The organism is Aeromonas sp. 600724 (assembly GCF_049175135.1).
Lineage (GTDB): Bacteria > Pseudomonadota > Gammaproteobacteria > Enterobacterales > Aeromonadaceae > Aeromonas > Aeromonas veronii_A.
In genome coordinates this window covers 16,182-36,981 of record NZ_JAAKUM010000015.1, presented here as the reverse complement: position 1 = coordinate 36,981, position 20,800 = coordinate 16,182, and the positions used below count along the sequence as shown (strand labels likewise).

The 20,800-nt window shown below is 59.2% G+C and carries 17 protein-coding genes; 9 read left to right on the top strand and 8 right to left on the bottom strand.

What is annotated here, in order from left to right; all coding sequences use genetic code 11:
- Positions 1–41: 41 nt before the first annotated feature.
- From G5168_RS14640 to G5168_RS14630, 3 genes are read left to right on the top strand one after another with little or no spacing between them, the layout of a single operon-like run.
- The gene (locus G5168_RS14640; RefSeq protein WP_181269497.1) at positions 42–275 is read left to right on the top strand and encodes a sulfurtransferase TusA family protein; all 234 of its coding nucleotides are present in this window, start codon (positions 42–44) and stop codon (positions 273–275) included.
- Positions 276–300: 25 nt separating this feature from the next.
- Complete coding sequence (locus G5168_RS14635; protein ID WP_005352935.1) at positions 301–1,371, top strand: AI-2E family transporter; 1,071 nt, start codon at positions 301–303, stop codon at positions 1,369–1,371.
- A 35-nt stretch (positions 1,372–1,406) separates the two neighbouring features.
- Entirely contained in the window at positions 1,407–2,213 is an 807-nt protein-coding gene (locus G5168_RS14630) for a MipA/OmpV family protein (RefSeq protein WP_421173005.1), read from the top strand.
- A 111-nt stretch (positions 2,214–2,324) separates the two neighbouring features.
- Here the strand turns inward: G5168_RS14630 and G5168_RS14625 are convergent, their stop codons facing one another.
- Complete coding sequence (locus tag G5168_RS14625) at positions 2,325–3,125, bottom strand: alpha/beta fold hydrolase (RefSeq protein WP_421173004.1); 801 nt, start codon at positions 3,123–3,125, stop codon at positions 2,325–2,327.
- A gap of 128 nt (positions 3,126–3,253) precedes the next feature.
- Between G5168_RS14625 and ppk2 the strand changes: the two genes are divergently transcribed.
- Positions 3,254–4,069 (top strand): polyphosphate kinase 2, encoded by an 816-nt coding sequence (gene ppk2, locus G5168_RS14620; RefSeq protein WP_005361444.1) that lies wholly within the window; start codon positions 3,254–3,256, stop codon positions 4,067–4,069.
- A gap of 111 nt (positions 4,070–4,180) precedes the next feature.
- Here the strand turns inward: ppk2 and G5168_RS14615 are convergent, their stop codons facing one another.
- The 5 genes from G5168_RS14615 to yejK all read right to left on the bottom strand — a co-directional run bounded on the left by G5168_RS14615 (position 4,181) and on the right by yejK (position 10,643).
- Positions 4,181–5,317, bottom strand: a complete 1,137-nt coding sequence (locus G5168_RS14615; RefSeq protein WP_005333867.1) for an ABC transporter ATP-binding protein — start codon at positions 5,315–5,317, stop codon at positions 4,181–4,183.
- 68 nt (positions 5,318–5,385) lie between these two features.
- The gene (gene malG, locus G5168_RS14610) at positions 5,386–6,276 is read right to left on the bottom strand and encodes a maltose ABC transporter permease MalG (RefSeq protein ID WP_005333868.1); all 891 of its coding nucleotides are present in this window, start codon (positions 6,274–6,276) and stop codon (positions 5,386–5,388) included.
- 12 nt (positions 6,277–6,288) lie between these two features.
- Entirely contained in the window at positions 6,289–7,941 is a 1,653-nt protein-coding gene (malF, locus tag G5168_RS14605) for a maltose ABC transporter permease MalF (protein WP_005333870.1), read from the bottom strand.
- 75 nt (positions 7,942–8,016) lie between these two features.
- Positions 8,017–9,198 (bottom strand): maltose/maltodextrin ABC transporter substrate-binding protein MalE, encoded by a 1,182-nt coding sequence (gene malE / locus G5168_RS14600; protein WP_005333871.1) that lies wholly within the window; start codon positions 9,196–9,198, stop codon positions 8,017–8,019.
- A gap of 395 nt (positions 9,199–9,593) precedes the next feature.
- The gene (yejK, locus tag G5168_RS14595) at positions 9,594–10,643 is read right to left on the bottom strand and encodes a nucleoid-associated protein YejK (RefSeq protein WP_421252392.1); all 1,050 of its coding nucleotides are present in this window, start codon (positions 10,641–10,643) and stop codon (positions 9,594–9,596) included.
- 73 nt (positions 10,644–10,716) lie between these two features.
- Between yejK and G5168_RS14590 the strand changes: the two genes are divergently transcribed.
- The gene (locus tag G5168_RS14590; protein WP_005333874.1) at positions 10,717–10,944 is read left to right on the top strand and encodes a YejL family protein; all 228 of its coding nucleotides are present in this window, start codon (positions 10,717–10,719) and stop codon (positions 10,942–10,944) included.
- 47 nt (positions 10,945–10,991) lie between these two features.
- Positions 10,992–12,842 (top strand): DUF3413 domain-containing protein, encoded by a 1,851-nt coding sequence (locus G5168_RS14585; RefSeq protein ID WP_421252391.1) that lies wholly within the window; start codon positions 10,992–10,994, stop codon positions 12,840–12,842.
- Positions 12,843–12,927: 85 nt separating this feature from the next.
- Here the strand turns inward: G5168_RS14585 and G5168_RS14580 are convergent, their stop codons facing one another.
- The gene (locus G5168_RS14580; RefSeq protein WP_421252413.1) at positions 12,928–13,713 is read right to left on the bottom strand and encodes a MetQ/NlpA family ABC transporter substrate-binding protein; all 786 of its coding nucleotides are present in this window, start codon (positions 13,711–13,713) and stop codon (positions 12,928–12,930) included.
- A gap of 602 nt (positions 13,714–14,315) precedes the next feature.
- Here G5168_RS14580 and G5168_RS14575 point away from each other — a divergent pair.
- From G5168_RS14575 to G5168_RS14565, 3 genes are all read left to right on the top strand, one after another.
- A complete protein-coding gene (locus G5168_RS14575; RefSeq protein WP_421252390.1) occupies positions 14,316–16,190 on the top strand; it encodes a S8 family serine peptidase in 1,875 nt (624 codons plus the stop codon).
- A 15-nt stretch (positions 16,191–16,205) separates the two neighbouring features.
- A complete protein-coding gene (locus G5168_RS14570) occupies positions 16,206–16,667 on the top strand; it encodes a serine protease chaperone (protein WP_216980322.1) in 462 nt (153 codons plus the stop codon).
- A gap of 420 nt (positions 16,668–17,087) precedes the next feature.
- Positions 17,088–19,469 (top strand): beta-glucosidase, encoded by a 2,382-nt coding sequence (locus G5168_RS14565; protein WP_421252389.1) that lies wholly within the window; start codon positions 17,088–17,090, stop codon positions 19,467–19,469.
- A gap of 95 nt (positions 19,470–19,564) precedes the next feature.
- On the opposite strand, the gene G5168_RS14560 is transcribed toward G5168_RS14565, so the two are convergent.
- Positions 19,565–20,542: an AraC family transcriptional regulator gene (locus G5168_RS14560; RefSeq protein ID WP_216953339.1), complete on the bottom strand. Its 978-nt coding sequence runs from the start codon at positions 20,540–20,542 to the stop codon at positions 19,565–19,567.
- Positions 20,543–20,800: the final 258 nt, after the last annotated feature.

Genomic DNA, 20,800 nt, shown 5'->3' with positions numbered 1-20,800 from the left:
ATCACGGCCATAATAGCGGCCACCTGCCTGATGGAGCCCCCATGGAAATTCTCGACCTGACCCCCTGGCGTTGCCCCGAGCCGCTGATCCGGCTCAAGCTCTGGTTAAGGGAAGCCCAAAGCGGTCAAACCGTCACCATCCGGCTGGCCGATGCGGGCTCCCGGCAGGATATTCCGGCCTATCTGCACCGTCAGGGCCACCATGTCGAGATGCAGCAACAACCGGACAATACCCTCTCTTTGCAGTTGGTTGTCGGGGCGAAACAACCATCTTGAGCCCCAGTGATGTAAGGATGCCGTCATGTTAGAAGTATTGAAGCGCTGGTATCAGACCCGTTTTTCCGATCCCGATGCCGTTACCCTTTTCCTGTTGCTGGTGTTCTGCTTCACCATCATCTGGCTGTTTGGCGATCTGCTGGCCCCCCTGCTGGTGGCGCTGGTAATGGCCTATCTGCTGGAGTGGCCGGTCGCCCGGCTGCAAAAAGCGGGGCTGTCGCGCACCCTGGCCACCAGCGTCATTCTGATCCTCTTTATTGCGGTAGCAGTCGCCTCCTTGCTGGGTCTTATCCCGACGCTGGTGAGTCAGGGGATCAATCTGGCCAAAGAGGCGCCGGCCATGCTGACCCACGCTCAGGATTATGTGCGCACCCTGCCTGACAAATACCCCGAGCTCATCGACGTCAGTCTGGTGGAGACCGTCATCGACAATATTCGCCAGCGCATCCTCAGCGGCGGCGAGCATCTGGTAAGCGCCTCCCTCAGTTCGCTGGTCAACGTAGTCGCCATCATGATCTACCTCATTCTGGTGCCGCTGATGGTCTTCTTTATGCTCAAAGACAAGCGGGTCTTGATGGGCAGCCTGCGCCGCTTCCTGCCGCGCAACCGCACTCTGGTCAACCGGGTGTGGGTCGAGATGAACAACCAGATCATCAACTACATCCGCGGCAAGGTGATCGAGATACTCATCGTCGGCATCGCCACCTATGTCCCCTTCGCCCTGATGGGACTGCGCTATTCGGTGCTGCTGGCGGTCGCAGTCGGCTTCTCGGTGCTGATCCCCTACATAGGCGCCGCCGTGGTGACGGTGCCGGTGGCCATGGTCGCCCTGTTCCAGTGGGGGCTCACCCCCGAGTTCGCCTGGCTGATGGTGGCCTATCTGGTCATTCAGGCCCTCGATGGCAACCTGCTGGTGCCGGTGCTTTTCTCGGAAGCAGTCAACCTCCATCCGGTGGCCATCATCATCGCCGTGCTGGTCTTCGGCGGCTTGTGGGGATTCTGGGGAGTCTTCTTCGCCATTCCCCTCGCCACCCTGGTCAAGGCGGTGATCAATGCCTGGCCAAAACGTGAAGAGATGCCCAGTGCCGCAAAATAACCTGCTTCCCCTGCAATCGTGACAACGGAGTGTCCATGACCTTTTTTCGTCAAATTAGAGCGGCAGGGCTGACGGCCCTGCTCCTCGCTGCCGCCATGCCAGCGCGTGCCGATATCGATCTTGGCGCCATGGATCTGCTCACCAGCGACAGCCCTACCAGCCCGGTGCCACAGGGCTTTGTCGCCGGAGCGGCGCTCATCGGGGGACAGGCCCGTTATGAAGCGCAGGACAACGCCCTCTACGCCATCCCCGGCTTTATCTATTTTGGCGACCAGTTCATGTTTCTGGGCGATCGGGCCCGCTACTACTTCCACAAGGATGAGAAGATCGCCCTGTACGGCTATGGCCGGGTCCGTTTTGGCAATCTGGATCCCGAGGACTCTCCAGCCTTTACTGGCATGGAGCAGCGAAAATGGCAGCTGGAAGGCGGGATCGGTGGCAACATCATCACCCCCTACGCCCTGCTGACCGTGCGTGCCAACAGCGATGTCACCGGCCGCAGCAAGGGACAGGAGCTGCTGCTGTGGGCCGACTTCCCCATCCTGCGCGACAACCTGCTGATCATGCCGGGGATGGGGCTGATGCTGCGCAGCGACAAGATGGCCAACTACTACTTCGGCGGCATCTCCGAGAACGAGGCGACTGCCCAGCGGCCCGCTTGGGATACCGGTACCACCCTATCCCCGATGGCGGCCCTCATCACCAGCTACCGCTTCAGCCCCAACTGGATTGGCATGTTTGCCATGAACTACGAATGGTATGATCGGGACATCAAAAACAGCCCCATCGTCCAGCACGATGGCGAGCTCTATGCGGGTTTTGCGCTGGGCTATATCTGGTAACGGTTATGAGTCTTGAACCGTGAGACACGACCAAACAAAAGGGAGCCCTCGGCTCCCTTTTTCACGACCATCAGGCTGGTAGTACAGCCTGCTCAAGCTGCCAATTCAGGCTTACAGCGCCGCCAGAAACTCGGTCAGTTGCTGATTGACGAAGGCCGGATTTTCCAGCGACGAGATGTGGCCAGCGGCCGGGATCTCCCTGAACGGGCAACCCAGCACCTCGGCCATCAGATAGCTCTCCAGCACCGGACGCGCCTTGTCCTCGCAGCCGGTCATAACCAGTGCGGGAGTGGTGATCTCCTCCAGCCACTCGATACGATCTTCGCGGGTCACAAAGCTGCGGCCCACCGCCACCATGGCGGCGATCTTCTCGTTTGGCCAAGCGGCCAGACGCGCCTTGAAACCACTCATCAGCGCCTCATCAGGCTGGCTGGCAAAGAAGATAGGCGCCACCTGTTCGATGATGGGCGCCGGCACGGTGCCGAGCTGCTCGATCATCGCCAGCATGCCGAGGTAGCGCTCGCAGGTGATCTGCGGTTCCAGGCCGACAAAACTGTCCATCAGCACCAGACCCTTGAGGCGGTTTGGCACCATGCGCGCCAGCTCCACCCCCCACATGCCGCCGATGGAGAGGCCCACCAGTACGAACTCGTCAACCCCGAGGGCATCGAGCAGCGCCAGGTGATCCCGCGCCAGAGTCGCCAGGGTGCAGCCACCTTCGGGGAGCAGGTCGGAATCACCGTGGCCCCACAGCTCGGGAACGATGCAGCGATAGCTGCCCTTGAGCGCCTCGATTTGCGGCGCCCACATGGCGCTGTCCCACAGATAGCTGTGGCCAAACAGCAGTACCGGCCCTTGCCCTTCATCCAGATAGGCCATCCGGCGGCCCGCTATCTCCATAAAATGCTTCATGTTATCTCCTGTTGCCAGCGATGGGCGGGCAGTGTATCACGTCCCCCTTGGCAGGTGACGCCTCCCTGGTGCAAGCTGGCAGTGACTCAAAGAAGTCACCCATGAAAGGATGCCAAAAGGAGAAGCCCATGGCGAAGGAGAAGAGCAAGAAGCGGCCACGTCTGGACAAGAAGTGCTACGAGCACCACCTTGCTCATCTGCAGGAGGAGCTGGTCAAGCTGCAGGAGTGGGTCAAGCAGGAGGGACTGAAGGTAGTGGTGCTGTTCGAGGGACGGGACGCCGCCGGTAAAGGGGGCGTCATCAAGGCGATCACCGAGCCGCTAAACCCCCGGGTCTGCCGGGTCACGGCGCTGCCCGCCCCTTCCGATCGGGAGCGCTCCCAGTGGTATTTTCAGCGTTATGTGGCCCACCTGCCCGCCGCTGGCGAGATGGTGCTGTTTGACCGCTCCTGGTACAACCGGGCCGGAGTCGAGCGGGTGATGGGATTTTGCAGCGACGCCGAGTATCGCGAGTTTCTGCGCGCCTGCCCCGAGTTTGAGCGGATGCTGATCCGCTCCGGCATCACCTTGATCAAATACTGGTTCTCGGTCAGCGACGAGGAGCAGGAGAAGCGCTTCAAGGAGCGGATCAACACCCCCATCAAGCGCTGGAAGTTCAGCCCGATGGATTTGCAGTCCCGCTCGCGCTGGGTGGAGTACTCCCGCGCCAAGGATGACATGTTCACCTACACCGACACCGAGGATTGCCCCTGGTTCGTGGTGGAGGCGGACGACAAGCGCCGTGCCCGGCTCAACTGCATCGCCCATCTGCTGAGCAAGGTGCCCTACGAGGCGATCCACTACGAGCCCATCAAGCTCCCCCCCATCAAGACCGAAGGGTATGAACGCCCGCCGCTGGCCAGCCAGACCTTTGTGCCCGATATTACCGCCGAACTCGAGGCTTGAACCGGGTTACCTTGCCTATCTGCGTGTTCAAATCGCAGGCAATAAAAAGCCGGTCTGACGACCGGCAAAAAGGCATTGATTATTAAGAAAGGAAAACCAGCACAACAAAAATCAGGTACGGATATATTTGGCGGTACGGGGGAACGCCTGCTCCTTGGCATCGAACAGGTAGCAGGCTTCGGCCGGGATACCCACGCTGTAGGTTTGACCGGTCGCCACATCCACATCCGAGGTAGCCTTGACGGTAAAGTCGTGACCGTCCACATCCATATAAACGAAGGACTCGGCGCCCAGGTGCTCGGCCACCTGCACGATCCCACTCACCTTGCTGTGAGCATGGGGGTGATCCAGCGGCATCAGATGCTCGGGGCGAATACCCAGCTCAACCTTGTCACCCACAGCGCCACTGCGGGCATCGACCCGAGCCCGTACGGTATCGCCAGAGGTCAGCTTGACCAGGCACTCCTGCTCGCCAATCTCCAGCAACTCGCCCGCCAGGAAGTTCATCTTGGGAGAGCCGATAAAGCCCGCCACGAACTTGTTGTCCGGGTTGTGGTAGAGATCCAGCGGTGAACCGAACTGTTCCAGGTTGGTGGCAGCTTCAGCCTTGAGCGGGCTCAGCACCACAATCTTGTCGGCCAGGGTCATCGCTTCCACCTGATCGTGAGTCACGTAGATGATGGTGGAGTTAAGCTCTTTGTGCAGCTTGGCGATCTCGATCCGCATCTTGACCCGCAGCGCGGCATCCAGGTTGGAGAGCGGCTCGTCAAACAGGAACACCTGCGGCTGCTGCACGATGGAGCGACCGATGGCGACACGCTGACGCTGACCACCGGAGAGCGCCTTGGGCTTTCTGTCCAGCAGCGGCTCAAGACCCAGGATCTCGGCGGCACGCATCACCCGCTTGTGGATGTTCTCTTTGTCCATCTTCTTGAGCTTCAGACCAAAGGCCATGTTCTCGTAGATGTTCATGTGCGGATAAAGGGCGTAGGACTGGAACACCATGCCGACGTTGCGCTCTACCGGCGGTACGTCGTTCATGTAGCGACCGCCGATGGTCAGCTCACCGCTGGTGATGTCTTCCAGACCCGCGATCATCCGCAGCAGGGTGGATTTACCGCAGCCTGACGGGCCGACGAAGACGATGAATTCGCCCTCCTTGATGGAGAGGTTAATGTTGCGCAGGGTGTCCTTGTGAACAGCCGGATCGTAATTTTTGCGAACGTTGTTGAGTACTACTTCAGCCATGACGAGCTCCGCTCTTGAATCTTTGCAAATCGTGATAGCGGGGGGAGTCAGCTCCCCCGGCCATAAACTTAACCTTTCACACCACCAGCAGTCAGACCGCCAACCAACCAGCGCTGTGCCAACAGGAAAACCACAGTGATGGGGAAACCGGAGAGCACTGCGGCCGCCGCGAAATCACCCCACAGATAGTTCTGCGGATAGAGGTACTGCTGGGCCCCGACCGCCAGGGTCAGATTGTTCACATCCTGCAGCAGGATGGAGGCCATGGGCACCTCGGTAATGGAACCGATAAAGGCCAGAATAAACACTACCGCCAGGATGGGCACCGACAGGGGCAACAGGATCAGACGGAATGCCTGCCACGGGGTCGCACCGTCGATGGCCGCCGCCTCCTCCAGGGAGGAGTCGATGGTCTCGAAGTAGCCCTTGATGGTCCAGACGTGGAGGGCAATACCCCCCATGTACGCCAGGATCAGACCACCGTGGGTGTTGAGACCGAGCCAGGGGATGTAGTCACCAATCTTGTTAAAGAGCGCGTAGATGGCTACCAGCGCCAACACCGCCGGGAACATCTGGAAAATCAGCATGCCCTGCAGGATGGTTGACTTCCCACGAAAACGCAGGCGGGCAAAGGCGTAAGCACAGGTGGTGGAGAGCGTCACGATCATCAGGGCTGTGATGCCGGCGATCTTGATGGAGTTCCACAACCAGGTCAGCACCGGGAACGGCGGCGGCGTGATGCTGCCGTCGGCGTTGGTGATGGACATGCCCAGCGCCAGCTTCCAGTGATCCAGCGTCGGATTGGAGGGGATGATCTCCCCTACCGCGAAGTTACCGTTACGGAACGAGATGGCGATAACCATGATCAACGGGAAGATGATCAACGCCAGGAAGCCCCACATGACCAGGTGGGTTGCCCACACCCGGTATTTGACTGATTTGGGTTGTACGATTGCCATGTTGAAGCCTCCTTACAGCTGCTTGTCGGCTTTGGACAATTTCAGGTTGAGCAGCGCCAGCGCACCCACGATGAGGAAGATAGCTGTGGCGATGGCACTGGCCAGACCGTAGTCCTGACCACCCGATCCCTGGAACGCAATCCGGTAGGTATAACTCACCAGCAAGTCGGTGGTACCGGCCGGGGTGCTGGCGCCGATGATGTCGGGCGCACCGTTGGTCAACAACTGGATAAGCACGAAGTTGTTGAAGTTGAATGCGAACGAGGCAATCAACAGCGGTGTCAGCGGCTTCATCAGCAGCGGCACGGTGATCTTGAAGAAGTTCTGCACCGGACCGGCACCGTCCATGGCGGACGCTTCATAAAGATCTTCCGGAATGGCTTTGAGCAGGCCCATGCAGAGGATCATCATGTAGGGGTAGCCGAGCCAGGTGTTTACAATCAGGATCATCACCTTGGCCAGGAAGGGGTTGGTATACCAGTCCGGCTTGATGCCAAACGCCGCTTCCAGGAACATGTTGATCTCACCGAAGTTCTGGTTGAACAACCCCTTGAACACCAGGATGGAGATAAACGCCGGGATCGCATAGGGCAGGATCAACATGACCCGATAGAAACCACGCCCCTTGAGCTCTTCCCACTGCACCAGACAGGCCAGCACCATGCCGATAGCCAAGGTGAAAGCGACGGAGCAGGTTGAGAAGATCACGGTCCAGATGAAGATCTGCAGGAAGGGTGACTGGATGCCCGGATCGGTGACGATGCGCGCGAAGTTCTTCCAACCGACGCTCACCACAAAGCCCGGAGCAATACCCTTGCCGACAAACTGACCCTGTTCGTCGATGTACTGATAGAAGCCGGTCTCACCATTGGGCAGCATCAACTCGCCATTCTGGGTATCACGCAGCAGGTTGCTGTCTTTGATCACCACGCCGGACTTGAGCACGGCACCATCCATCAGACGGGTGTAGTGCTGCTTCTGGGCGGCAAACTTGCGCAGGCTGCTCAGGGTCAGGTGGGTACCGCCATCCGGCAGCACCAGATCAAGGTCACTCAGGTGAGTACGATGCTCAACAATGGCGCGGATCGGTGCGGCCTTGCTGGCCGCTTCGCCAGTGAAGGGCTGCAGCTCGACCACTTGCTGGGTGTTCTGCACACGGCCCTCGCGGGACGCCAGCTCACGGGCCTTGTTGGTCATCAGGGAAACAGGTTGGCTGATAAAGGATTGATCATCCTGTGTCAGCAGCAGCTGGAACTGGCCGTTGTCGCCACCCAGCAGGGTAAAATCGAATTCACCGCCCGCCACCTTGTAGGTTTTCTTCAGGTGGTAGTCCCGCGCCTGCTCCACGGAGAGCAAGTTGGACCCCGAATAGTTGGTGAAGGCAATGCCAATGGTGTAGGCAAGAGGGAAGATGATAAACACAACCATGCCCGCAACACCCGGAAAGATGTAGCGATGGGCATAGGTCTTCTTGTTCATGAAGACATACAGACCGACGGAAACCACCACCAGATCCAGCAGCGCGAATACCCACTCGCCACTGGCGTACATCATCACGGCTGCGTAGCCGTTGAGGATGGCAACCAGGGCCGCTATGGTCCACTTAAGCCAGGTGTGCTTATCCTTCGGACCGGCATAGGACTCAACAGAAGGTACTACTTCCATGCCAATTAACCTTTATAACGCCAAGAGAGATTTGAGAGAGTGGGAGGCCATGACGGCCTCCCGGGTAGTGCGTGCTTACTGAACGATACGCTTGGCAGCGGTATCCAGCGCTTCGTCAACACCCTGACGACCGGAGGTCACGTTCTTGAGGGCAGTTTCGAAGGAAGACCAGAAACGGCTCATCTCGGGAACGGATGGCATCGGCTCGCCAGCCTGGGCGTTCAGCATGGTGGCCTTGATGTGTGGATCGGATTCCAGGGTCTTCTGGAAGGATTTCAGCGCAACGGCACCCAGCGGCTTGTCGGCGTTAACCGGCGCCAGACCGGCATCGGTCAGCAGGTAGTTTTCCAGGAACTCGATAGCCAGATCCTTGTTCGGGCTGGCAGCGTTGATGGTGGCACCCAGTACGCCAACGAAGGCTTTGGCCGGCTTGCCGTTCAGGGTCGGCAGCGGCGCTACGCCGTACTTGATACCGCTCTTGTCTAGGTTGCTCCAGGCCCAGGGACCATTGATCATCATGGCCACTTCGCCCTTGTTGAACTTGGCGTCCATCACACCGTAGTCGATGCCTTTTTCCAGGTGACCGGACTTGATCATCTCGGAGATGTAGCCCACGCCCATCTTGGCACCTGCGTTGTTCACGCCGGTATCTTTGACGTCATAACCGGTAGCGGTTTTCTTGAAGGCGTAACCACCGTTGGCAGCCACCAGCGGATAGCTGAAGTACGGGGTGTCATAAGCCCACATGATGGCGCGCTTGCCGTTTTTCTTCAGAGTCTCGTCAATCTTGGCGATCTCTTCGAAGGTTTTCGGCGGCTCGGGCAGCAGGTCCTTGTTATAAATCAGGCTGACCGCTTCCATGGCAACCGGGTAGCCATAGGTTTTGCCATCAACAGTCATGGCATCCCATGCCAGCTGTTCAAATTTGCCTTTGGTGGCAGCATTCGGCGTTACCGGAACCAGCAAACCGGCTTTGACCCACTCACCGTAACGGTCGTGAGCCCAGAAGAAGATGTCCGGGCCGTTGCCAGTGGCGGCGGCTTGCTGGAATTTCACTTCAACCTGATCCGGGTGAGCCACAGTAACCTTGATGCCGGTTTCTGCTTCAAACTTCTTACCCACTTCAGCCAGACCGTTGTATCCCTTGTCACCGTTGATCCAGATGGTCAGCTGGCCTTCATCAATGGCAGCAGTAGCAGAGCAAGCGACGCCAAGAGTGGCCAGACCGATCAGGGATGACAGCAATTTCTTTTTCATGAGCCTTTCCTTGTATTAGTTCCGCGCTGTAAGAGCATTGTGTGCGAGATGAATATTATCCCAAGCGGCAAACGGCTCACATGACGCAACTCGCATTTTTGAAATGCAATTACGTATTTCCTTCCAGAAAGTTTTGAAAACATTTTCTTATTTCAGGGGGTTAGCGCCATTTATTGGCATATTTCTCGCCAACACAAGAAATTAAATTACCAAATGGAAATAAAAAGACATGAATGAAAGGGTTTTCACCTCATTGAAAACCCTTTCACATGGATAATTCTGTTTAATTTGTTAACAAAGCACCGAGTTGCTTTCGCTACCCCCTGCCCCATTAAATAAAAAGACACCGCAGCGAACTGCGGTGTCTTTTTGCCAAAAATGAAGGCCGGATCACATTATGACTGGCGCAGCAGCTGATCCTTGAGATTGGGCGGCACACCCTTGATGGTCAGGGTGTCGGTCTGGGGATCGTAAAAGATCCTGCTGTTCAACAGCTTCTGCTCAAAACTCAGAGTCAGACCGCCGCCGGAGCCAACAAACTTGGTCAAACCACGCAGGGTAGAGCGATCCGCCGGGAAACGCTCTTCCAGCTCATACTCCTGACCGATAAAGCTGTAAAAATCGAGGTCACCGTCGCCGGGCAATTCTGCAGACAGCTCCTTGATTTCGATCTCTTCACCGGCACTCGCCTGTTCGGTGCAATATTTGAAGACCTGCTTTTTATAGTCATTGCGCTCGGTCGGTTCGAGCTGGCGACTGTCGCAATAATCTTCTACCGCCTGCAGCAAGCCTTTATTTTGCACCTTGGCATCCATCCCCTCGCGGGCCCCCAGCAGATCCATAAAGAAGTCGCCCAGTTTGCGACCGATACGCCCCTTGCTGAAGGTGATATAGCGGCGCGAATCCGGTTGGGTTTTCCATTCGGTCAAATCGATGCGAGCCACCAGATTGAGTTTGCCGATATCCAGATACTGGATGTGGCGCAATTCCAGCGCTTCGCTGACGGTGACGCTCTCCTTGCCTTCCAACAGAGCGATCATCAGGTAATCAACCCCGACATAATTGTATTTGGCAAACAGCAGCACCCCTTGCTCATCGAGGGCGTGCTCCACCAGCTGCTTGACCAGCATCTGGGTCACGGTGACCGAGAAGGGAACGAATTCGGTCTGCTCGTCGAGCAGCTGTTCGAGGGCGATACGAAACGCGGGTGAAGGCTGCTTGGGAGCCTCTTCACCGTCGGCCAGCTCGGCGACGGCGGCCTCGGGGTCGGCAAAGAAGCCAAAGCCCTTGCCGCCCTTGCCGTTGTAGATCCGATGCAGTTCCGCCATCAGTCCCTGTACCGCCTCATCAGGGGGCAGGGTCTGGCTGCGGGTATCGGCGTGGGGTTGACCATCGCCGCCCTGGCGCAAGGAGTGAAGAATGATCTTGTCAATATCGAGACTCATGTCACAAAGCCATAGTGTTAGCCGAAAGGGTGAAGTATTATAAGGCGCTTTGAACCGAGATGAACTGAAGATTATGCCTATCGTATCAAAGTACAATAACGAGCAATTTGACGCCCTGATGAACGACCTGATCACCGCGCTGGAAAAGCATAAAGCGCCGGTGGATCTCAGCCTTATGGTGCTTGGCAATCTGACCACCAATATCATCAACGGTATGGCACCGGCCCAGCGCCAGGCCATCACTGAAAAGTTTGTCCAGGCCCTGACCGCATCGGTCGATAATCGCCACGACGCACACTGAGTCCCCGACTCTGTTGATTTGACGTTTCTCAACGCAGATGGATCACTATGGTCGAAACCGGTAACCCCTATCGTGATAATGTCTCTCGCCTGATCACCTGGGGGCATTGGTTCTCCTTCTTCAACATTATTCTGGCCATGCTCATCGCCACCCGTTATCTGGGTGCCATCAGCTGGCCATCGACCACGCTTGGCGTGATCTATCTCGTTGTAAGCTGGATTGGCCACTTCTCGTTTCTGAGTTTTGTCACCTACCTGTTGACGATCTTCCCGCTCAGCTTCGTGCTGCCCAAAGAGAAACCGCTGCGGTTCATCTCGGCCATCATCGCCACCCTGGCGCTGGTGCTGCTGCTAATCGACACCCAGGTATTCCGGCTGTTCAAGTTCCACCTCAACAGTCAGGTATGGCAGTTGCTGCTGGATCAGGCGCAAACCGAAGAGGGCTCAATCTGGAGCATCATCTTCGTTGCCGTGCCCACCATCTTCCTGCTGCAACTGCTGCTGTCGGCCTATGTCTGGCGCAAGATCAACAAGCGCAAGCGCCGCCAGTACGGCAATCAGGTGGGACTGGCCCTGCTGATCTGCTTTATTCTGACCCACGTGGTCAACAGCTGGGCCGATGCGACCCTCTATCAGCCGATCACCATGCAGAGAGCCAACTTCCCCCTCTCCTACCCTATGACGGCCCGCTCCTTCCTGGCCAAACATGGCTGGCTGGATCTGGATCAGTACGAGAAGCAGGCGGCCTCCCAGGGGGATAACAGCGACAGCCGGATGCACTATCCGCTGCGCCCGCTCAACGTCAACGCCCCCCTGACTCACAACAATCTGCTGATTGTGGTGGTCGATTCGCTGCGCTTTGACATGCTCAACAACATCAACATGCCCAATCTGCAGCGCTATGCGGATCAGCATCTGACGTTCCGCAATCACCTGAGTGGCGGCAATGACGACCTGATGGGCATGTTCAGCCTCTTCTACGGGTTGCCCGGTCACTACTACAAGGACATCAGCAGCGACAAGCGTCCGCCGGTGCTGTTCGACGAGATGCTGCGTCAGGATTACCAGTTCGGGTTGTTCGGCGCGATGGAAGATGCCCAGAAGTATCGCAAGAGTATCCTCGCCGGTCTGCGCAAACAGGTGTTTGTCTCCGAACAGAGTGACGATGGCAAGCTGCTGACCGACTGGCAACAGTGGCTGGAGAAGCGCTCTCCCGAGCGCCCCTGGTTCTCGCTGGTCTATCTCTCGAGCCCCGGCGACTACCAGTTACCCGCCACCATGAAGGGGCCGTTCCAACCGGAGCTTGCCAACTTCAATCCGGCGACCGCCTATCGGGCGGAGAACCTGCAAAAACTGGAAAACCGCTACAAGAACTCGGTCTTCTATACCGACCAGTTGCTTGAGCAGATGCTGACCAAACTGCAGTCGCAGGGGATGGACAGCAACACCATCGTCGTCATCACCTCCAACCACGGCCAGGAGTTCAACGACACCCGCAGCAACAGCTGGGGCGCAGGCAGCAACTACTCACCCTATCAGGTGCAGGTACCGCTGGTACTGGCCTGGCCGGGGCGCGGCAGTGACGTTCGGGAACAACCGAGCAGCCATTTCGATCTGGCGCCGACCCTGATGCAGGGGATGCTGGGCGTGCGCAATCCGGCGCGCGATTACAGCATTGGCCGCTCGCTGTTTGATACCAGCCCGCGCAACTGGCTGCTGGCCGGGGATCAGAACGACTTCGCCATCTATGAAGGGGACACCATCACCCACTTCAACAAGCAGGGTGACTTCGAACTGCTGGAGCGCAACAGCTATCGCCCGATCAAGCACGGCACCCCGGATATGGGTGCCATGATCCAGGTGATGAACGAGCTGAACCGCTTCTATCGCAACCAGTGAAGCGCCCGTTGATGGCTTGATACCATAAAAAACGCCCCGAATTCGGGGCGTTTTTCGTTGTATAGCCGGGCCACGTTCACGACTGTTAGCCACCCCACCCTTGCGGGTACTTGTAGCCAACGAAACGCTTGGCTGCATAGGCTTTGAAAGCCGCCGAGTTGTAGGCCGCCGCCACATCGTTGGCAAAAGGCTGATCCGCATCTGCGCTTTTCACCACCACCCAGTTGATAAAATCGTAGCTGCGCTCCAGAAACAGTCCTTCACTGAACGGGATTCCGCTGGAGGCGGCAAAATTACCGTTGATCACCGAGAAGTCCACATCCTCCCGCGAGCGGGGCAACTGCGCGGCTTCCAGCAGTACCAGCTTGAGATTGTGCGGATTGTTCACCACATCAAACTCGCTCGCCTTGAGCGGGTTGATCCCCTCCTTGAGGGTCAGCCAACCGAGATCCTGCAACATCAGCAGAGCCCGCGCCTGATTGGTGGGATCGTTGGGGATGGCCACCGTGCTCCCCTCTTTCACCTTGTCGAGAGCCGCCAGCTTGCCGGAATAGAGTCCCATCGGACCGGTTGGCACCTGGGTAATGGGCGCCAGCGACAAGCCGCGATCTTTGGCAAAACTCTCCAGATAAGGTTTGTGCTGGAAGCAGTTCACATCCAATGATCCGTCAGCCAGAGCAATATTGGGGGTCACATAGTCGGTGAACTCCACCAGCTTGACCTTATACCCCTTGGCCTCCAGCTGCGGCTTGATGGAGTCGGTCACCATGTCGGCAAAATCCCCCACCGTGGTACCAATCACAATCTCCTGTTTGGTCGGCAAGGACGCATCGACGGCAACCGCGGAAAAAGAGAGGCTCCCGACCGCCATCGCGGCAATAAAGGTGCTGGCGCCAGCAGTGACGCGCAAGGAAGCTGTCAAAGGAGAAGATAAGAAGGAACGAAACGGCATAGGGACTCCCTGTCAGGTACGCATCAAGCTATGGGACTGCGGCGGGGTGGCTCTCAGAGATTAGGCCCCTCAAACCGCAGCAATCTAGCCATCCAAACGGCTATTTTGGTTACCATAACAGAGCCATCCACTGCCGCCAAGCAATAAAACGCTGGTTCCACCTCATCACCCTTGCTGTCACCCCCGAATGCATAGCCGCACTCACGTTGGCACATACAACCATGCCACTCACGTTCAAGAGCGCACGAGCTCCCTTCAGGATTACCCCGAATCAAGATGGCTGCGGCGAAGGAGAGTCACGAGAGAGTGAATTACAGATAAAAAGATCAGTAGTGAGCGGTGAGAACCATTCTCAATAGAACACATAACCAGCGTCATTGGAATACCTACCATAAATCAGATCGGATTTCTTTGAACCTCATTGCGTTTTTTGAAAATGGCTCTTTTTGAACCCCTACCACCCGTGTATAGATTTCCGTCGCACTCAGGATGGTGCGATCCAAGATGGAGTTAAAAAAATAATGAAGCAAACATCGTTAGCACTGGCGATCACAGCATTGCTGTCGACCCTGCCCAGTGCGCTCGTTCAGGCAAATGAAGGTTGTGCGCCGCTCACCGGCAAGGAGAGCGGCATGGATATCGGACGCAGCAGCACCGAGCGCTGCCTGCCAGGTACCAATCCCCTGCAGGATCAGCAGTGGTATCTGCTCAACAGCGGCCAGGATGGATTCAGCGCCCGTGGCGGTATAGCGGGCAATGATCTCAACCTCTGGTGGGCTCATCGCACCGGCGTGCTGGGCCAGGGAGTCAATGTGGCCGTGGTGGATGATGGTCTGGCCATCGCCCACCCGGATCTGGCGGAGAACGTGCGTCCGGGTTCGAAAAACGTGGTAACCGGCAGCGATGACCCGACACCGACCGATCCGGATACGGCCCACGGCACCTCGGTCTCCGGCGTTATTGCGGCGGTAGACAACGCCATCGGTACCAAGGGGATAGCCCCGCGAGCCCAGCTGCAGGGATTCAACCTGCTGGATGACAACAGCCAGCAGTTGCAGAAGGATTGGCTCTACGCCCTTGGCGACAGCGATGCCAGTCGCGACAACCGGGTGTTCAACCAGAGCTACGGCATGAGTGTGGTGGATCCCCGCTCTGCCAACTCTCTGGATCAATCCCAGCTTGATCGTCTGTTTGAACAGCAGACCCTCAAGGCGCAGGGCGCGGCCTATATCAAGGCCGCCGGCAACGGCTTCAACAAGATAGCGGCGGGCGGCTATGTGCTTAACCGCACCGGCAATGGCCCCAAATTGCCGTTTGAAAACAGCAACCTCGATCCCTCCAACAGCAACTTCTGGAACCTGGTGGTGAGCGCGCTCAACGCCGATGGCGTCAGATCCTCCTACTCCAGCGTCGGCAGCAACATCTTCCTGAGCGCGACCGGCGGCGAATACGGTACCGACTCTCCGGCGATGGTGACCACGGATCTGCCCGGCTGCGACATGGGTTACAACCGCACCGACGATCCCAGCACCAACCGGCTGCACGGCAACCCGCAACTGGATGCCAGCTGCGACTACAACGGTGTGATGAACGGCACCTCCTCCGCCACCCCCAGCACCTCCGGCGCCATGGCGCTGCTGATGTCCGCCTACCCGGATCTGTCGGTACGTGACCTGCGGGATCTGCTGGCGCGCAGCGCAACCCGGGTCGATGCCACACAGAAACCTGTGATGGTCAGCTACACCAGCAGCACCGGCAAGGTGCGTGATATGAAAGGGCTGGAAGGGTGGGAGCGCAATGCCGCCGGCATGTGGTTCAGCCCGACTTACGGTTTTGGTCTGATTGACGTCAACAAGGCCCTTGAGCTGGCAGCCAATCACCAGCCCCTCCCCCCGCTGGTACAGCTGCCGTGGCAGAAGATCAATGTCACCGGCAGTGCCGCCACTATCCCGGATGTAGGCAACAGCCCGACCAGCTCGACAACCCGCATTGCCACACCATTGACGGTAGAAGCGGTTCAGGTGATGGTGAGTCTGGATCATCAGCGCCTGCCCGATCTGCTGATCGAACTGGTTTCCCCCGCCGGTACCCGCAGCATACTGCTGAACCCGCTCAACAGCCTGGTTGGCCAGTCGCTCGATCTGCAAAAGCTGGGTTATGTGCGTACCAAGGGCTTGCGTGACATGCGCCTGCTCTCCCACAAGTTTTATGGTGAACCGGCGCAAGGCACATGGCGACTGGAGGTAACCGACGTTGCCAACGGTACCCGTCAGGTCTCTCTGCTCAATCGCGAGACCCGTGAGCGCACCACCCTGACCGAGCGCAACAACCGCCAGCCAGGCAAGCTGATCGAGTGGTCCTTGCGGATCCTGGGTCACGACGCCAACCACAGCTAACAAGCGAGGAGTTTTATCATGAACAAACCGGTTACCTTACTGCTGGCCAGCCTGTTGGCCCCCCTCGCCCTTAATGCTGTGGCGGCAGAAGCCGTGACTCTGGAGGGCAAGCAGTACCGCACTATAGAGGTAAATGGCCAGACTTACCTCATCCCCGACCATGGCAGCAAGTCGCGAACCACCCGCAGTCTCGATGGCAAGGAACCGCTGCAGACCCTGCACCGTGGCGATGTGCTGATGCAGGGGGCCGCCAGCCCCGAGCTCACCGTCAGCGGCACCCTGCTGGTGGAAGCCGATGACAACCAGGCCAGCGCGCTGGCCAGCCGGCACGGCCTGCGCTTCAAGCAGAGCAGCGGCGGCATCGCCCTGCTGGAAGCCAAGCCGGGCACCGATCTGAACGCCGTCGCCACGGCGCTCAAGCAGGAGGGGGTCAAGGTACAGATTGAACTCGCCGGGGCCCTCAAACAGCCCAAGTGAGCCGTCCCGGGCCATTGCCCGGGCATATCAGCTGATCTTCGAGGGGGCCGCCGGCCCCCTCGCGTGTTGATCGCAGCCATCCTCATTGGCCGTCAGGCCATCCGTTTTCCCTCCTTCTCCCCTGCCCTTTCCCCTCTTGCCACCCCCACCTTTGCTTTGGCACCGCCTTTCGATGCGACCTTGCTCACAACTCGGCCCCCTTGCTCCCGCCGGCACATTTCTCGCTCCCTCGGGGCAAGGCAGCCATCGCCCGGCTTGTTAACCTGCCTGCAGCCAAACGCCGGCCCACCGGCCCGTTCGGCCTTCCTTGCGATATCCAATGGCAGCCGCCAGCAGAGCGGCCCAGCCCGGGCGGATGCCTTGCGCCCGGTGTCGATATCTCCTTTGTATTTTTATTCAGACAGTTACGAGGACGTCTTCATGCCTATCACCACAAAATTGAAAGCGGTTTCACTGGGTGTCAGCCTGGCGCTGGCCGGCCTGCTGGTCGGTTGCAACCAGAATGACTCGGATCCCCTGGTCAAGGACGATGCCTATTACCGCGGCCAGGCCGAGGCCATGGTGGCCAAGCTGACCCTGAGCGAGAAGCTGGACCTGCTCTCCGGCCCCGGTTACGGCAGTGCCAACGGCGCCATCAACGTCAAGCAGGACGTGCCCGGCGTGGCGGGTTACATCAACGGCGTGCTGCGCAGCGCGGACGGCATCGACATTCCGGCCCTCAAACTGGCGGACGGGCCGGCCGGGGTGCGGATCAACGCCAACCGCGACGGTGACAGCGCCAGCTACTACGCTACCGCCTGGCCCATCGGCTCGCTGCTCGCCTCCAGCTGGGACGTCAAGCTGGTCAAGGCCGTCGGCGAAGCCATGGGGGACGAGGTGCGCCAGTACGGGGTCGACATCCTGCTGGCTCCGGGCATGAACATCCAGCGCAACCCGCTCAATGGCCGCAACTTCGAGTACTACTCGGAAGATCCCCTGCTGACCGGCAAAATCGGCGCCGCCATGGTCAACGGGGTGGAGAGCAACGGGGTGGGCACCACCATCAAGCACTACTTCGGCAACAACTCCGAGACCAACCGCAACCAAATCAACGACATCGGCGAACCGAGAACCTTCCGCGAGATCTACCTGCGCGGCTTCCAGATAGCGGTAGACGAGGCCCAGCCCTGGGCGGTGATGACCTCCTACAACAAGGTCAACGGCACCTATGTCAACGAGCGCAAGGATGCGGTGACCGACCTTCTGCGCGGCGAGTGGAAGTTTGACGGCCTAGTCATGTCCGACTGGTTTGCCGGCGACGTGGCCAACAACGCCTACAAGCAGGTGCTGGCGGGGCAAGATTTGATCGAGCCGGGCAACGTCAAGGAGCAGTTGCAGCAATCCATCGCGCACGGCGATCTCGACGAGGGCAAGGTGAACGAGGCCGCCATCCACATCCTGACCCAGGTGATGAAGAGCCCCTCTTACAGCCAGTTGGCCATCAGCAACAGCCCGGATCTGACCGCCCATGCCAAACTGGCCCGTCAGGCCGGCGCCGAGAGCATGGTGCTGCTGCGCAACGAGGCCGCGGCCCTGCCGCTGGCGGCAAGCAGCACCCTGGCCAGCTTCGGCATCAATCAGATCAACACCTACAAGGGCGGCACCGGCAGCGGCGATGTGAACGCCGCCAGCACCACCACCATCGCGCAGGGACTAGCGGCACGCTTCCCGGTCAACGAGGCGTTGCAGAGCTACTACCGCGATTTTTACGAGAACAACAAGGTCTATCACGAGGGGCAATTTGGCGCCAAGGGCTACTACACCTGCGCCGAGGCGCCGATCAGCGGCGAGCTGGCGGCGCTGATCGCCAATGCGGCCGCCACCCAGCAAGCCGCCGTCATCAGCATTGGCCGCCAGGCCGGAGAAGGGGCGGATCGCAGCAGTGGCAAGGGGGACTATCTGCTCGGCGATGACGAGCGCGCCCTCATCGACGCGGTGAGCAGCGCCTTCCACGCCCAGGGCAAGAAGGTGGTGGTGGTGCTTAACGTCAACGGCGTCATCGATACCGCCCAGTGGAGCGACAAGGTGGATGGCATCCTGCTGGCCTACATGGCTGGCCAGGAGACCGGCCACGCGGTGGCGGACGTGCTCTCCGGCGCGGTCAACCCGAGCGGCAAGCTGGCCCAGAGCTTCCCGCACAGCTACGCCAGCGTTCCCTCCGCCGGCACCTTCCCGGGCGAGGACACCGACGGGGACGGCGAACCGGACGATCTCTACTACAACGAGGGGATCTACGTGGGCTATCGCTACTACAGCACCTTCGAGCAGGCGGTTTCCTACCCGTTCGGCTTCGGTCTCTCCTACACCAGCTTCAGCTACACCAGCCCCGCCATCGCCAGTAATACCCTAGCGGACGGCAGCGCCGGCAACCTGGTGCTGACCGCCACCATCACCAACACCGGCGCCGTGGCAGGCAAGGAGGCGGCCCAGGTCTATGTGACCGCCCCCGAGGTCAAGCTGAAGAAACCGCTCATCGAGCTCAAGGCCTTTGCCAAGACGGCGCAACTGGCACCGGGGGCCAGCGAACAGCTGAGCTTCACCATTCCGGCCAGCATCCTCGCCAGCTTCGATGAGGCCAGCAACCAGTGGATCGTGGAGCCGGGCCGCTACAGCGCCTACATCAGCCCCTCGTCGGATGTCTCCGCCAGCACGCCGGTCAGCTTCACGGTTAGCAAGGAGATCGTGGTGAGCAACACCACGCCAGGGGCACTGGCACTGCCGACCGGGGTGGATCCCGCCAGCGTCACCACCATCACCCGCTAACAAAGGCAGGCACGGCCGGGCCCCCAGCCCGGCCTTGCCCGAACATTGCCCAGCAATGACCCGCCCACGGGACCGGCCTTGCACCGGTCCCGTTTTTATTGGCGGGCGTTGCGATAGGCCAGCGGCGTCATCCGGGTGTTGGCCTTGAAGAAGCGGTTGAAGGCGCTCTGGGACGAGAAACCGACCCGATCGCTGATGCTCTGCAGCGGTTGATCCCCCTCACCCAGCAAGCGGCAGGCTTCGCTCACCCTCGCTTCCCTCAGCAGGGTCGAGAAACTGCTCCCCTCCCCCTGCAATTTGCGATTCAGGGTCCAGCGGCTGACATTCATGGCCGCGCACACCTCCTTGAGCAGGCTCTCGTTGCTCTCCAGCTCCCCTTCCCGGATCTTGTGGCGGATCCGCTCCCCCACCAGACAGGCAAAGGGGGCCCGCTCGGCGATGTCGGCGCAGATCTGCGCCAGCTGGGCCAGTTGCAGACGACCCAGCGGCTCGTTGTAGCAGTGGCTGGGGCAGTCGAGTTGGGCATTGTCGATGGTCAGGGTGTTTTCCCCCTGCTCCCAGCGGCAGCTAGTGGCGAAGAACTGGTCCAGCAGTTGATGGCGCGGTGGCGGCCGCCCCGTGAAGCCCACCGAGACCCGAGGATCCGCCAGATAGACCCGCAAAATCCGGTAGAGCATGATGAAGTTGGGGATGGCCTGACTCGCCCCCAGGCTGGCGGGCCCCTGATTGACATACAGGTATTGGCTGGCCTGCGCCCCCCGCCGCACCCGCAGCTCGTCACAACTGCCGATGATGGGGCGATAGGCCAGCAGCATCTCTAGCGCCGCCCGCGGTGATGGCTGGTTCAGGCACAGGCTGATGAGGGGTGGATAGTGCTGGTAGAGCTGGCCGATGTCGTAGGAGAGGATGGTTTCGTGAAAAATGGCCAGATAGGGCTGCATCAGTTGCAGCATCCGGTAGTGGCTGTGGGCCGGCAGCCGGCCCTGCTCCCGCTCGATGTCGAACGACGTGAGGCCGCCCGCCATCAAAATGGCATCGGGATCGCCCCCCTGCTGCTGGCAGGCTCCCAGCATTCGTCTGATCACCTGGTTTGATACGCTCTGTGACATCCGTCGTCCAGGCCTCCGTGCTGACAGGAAATTGCTCGTGATCTCCACTTTATCGACTACTGATCCACCTCCCATCGAACAGGGTTAGGAGACCAAGGACCATTATGGGGCGGTCACAGGACGAGCAGATGTAACGGAGTGTAAAAGCACGGGCCAGCACGCATATTTACTCCCTATCGTCAGCCTCACCCATTATGAGAGAGGCAGTCCGGCAGGAATCGG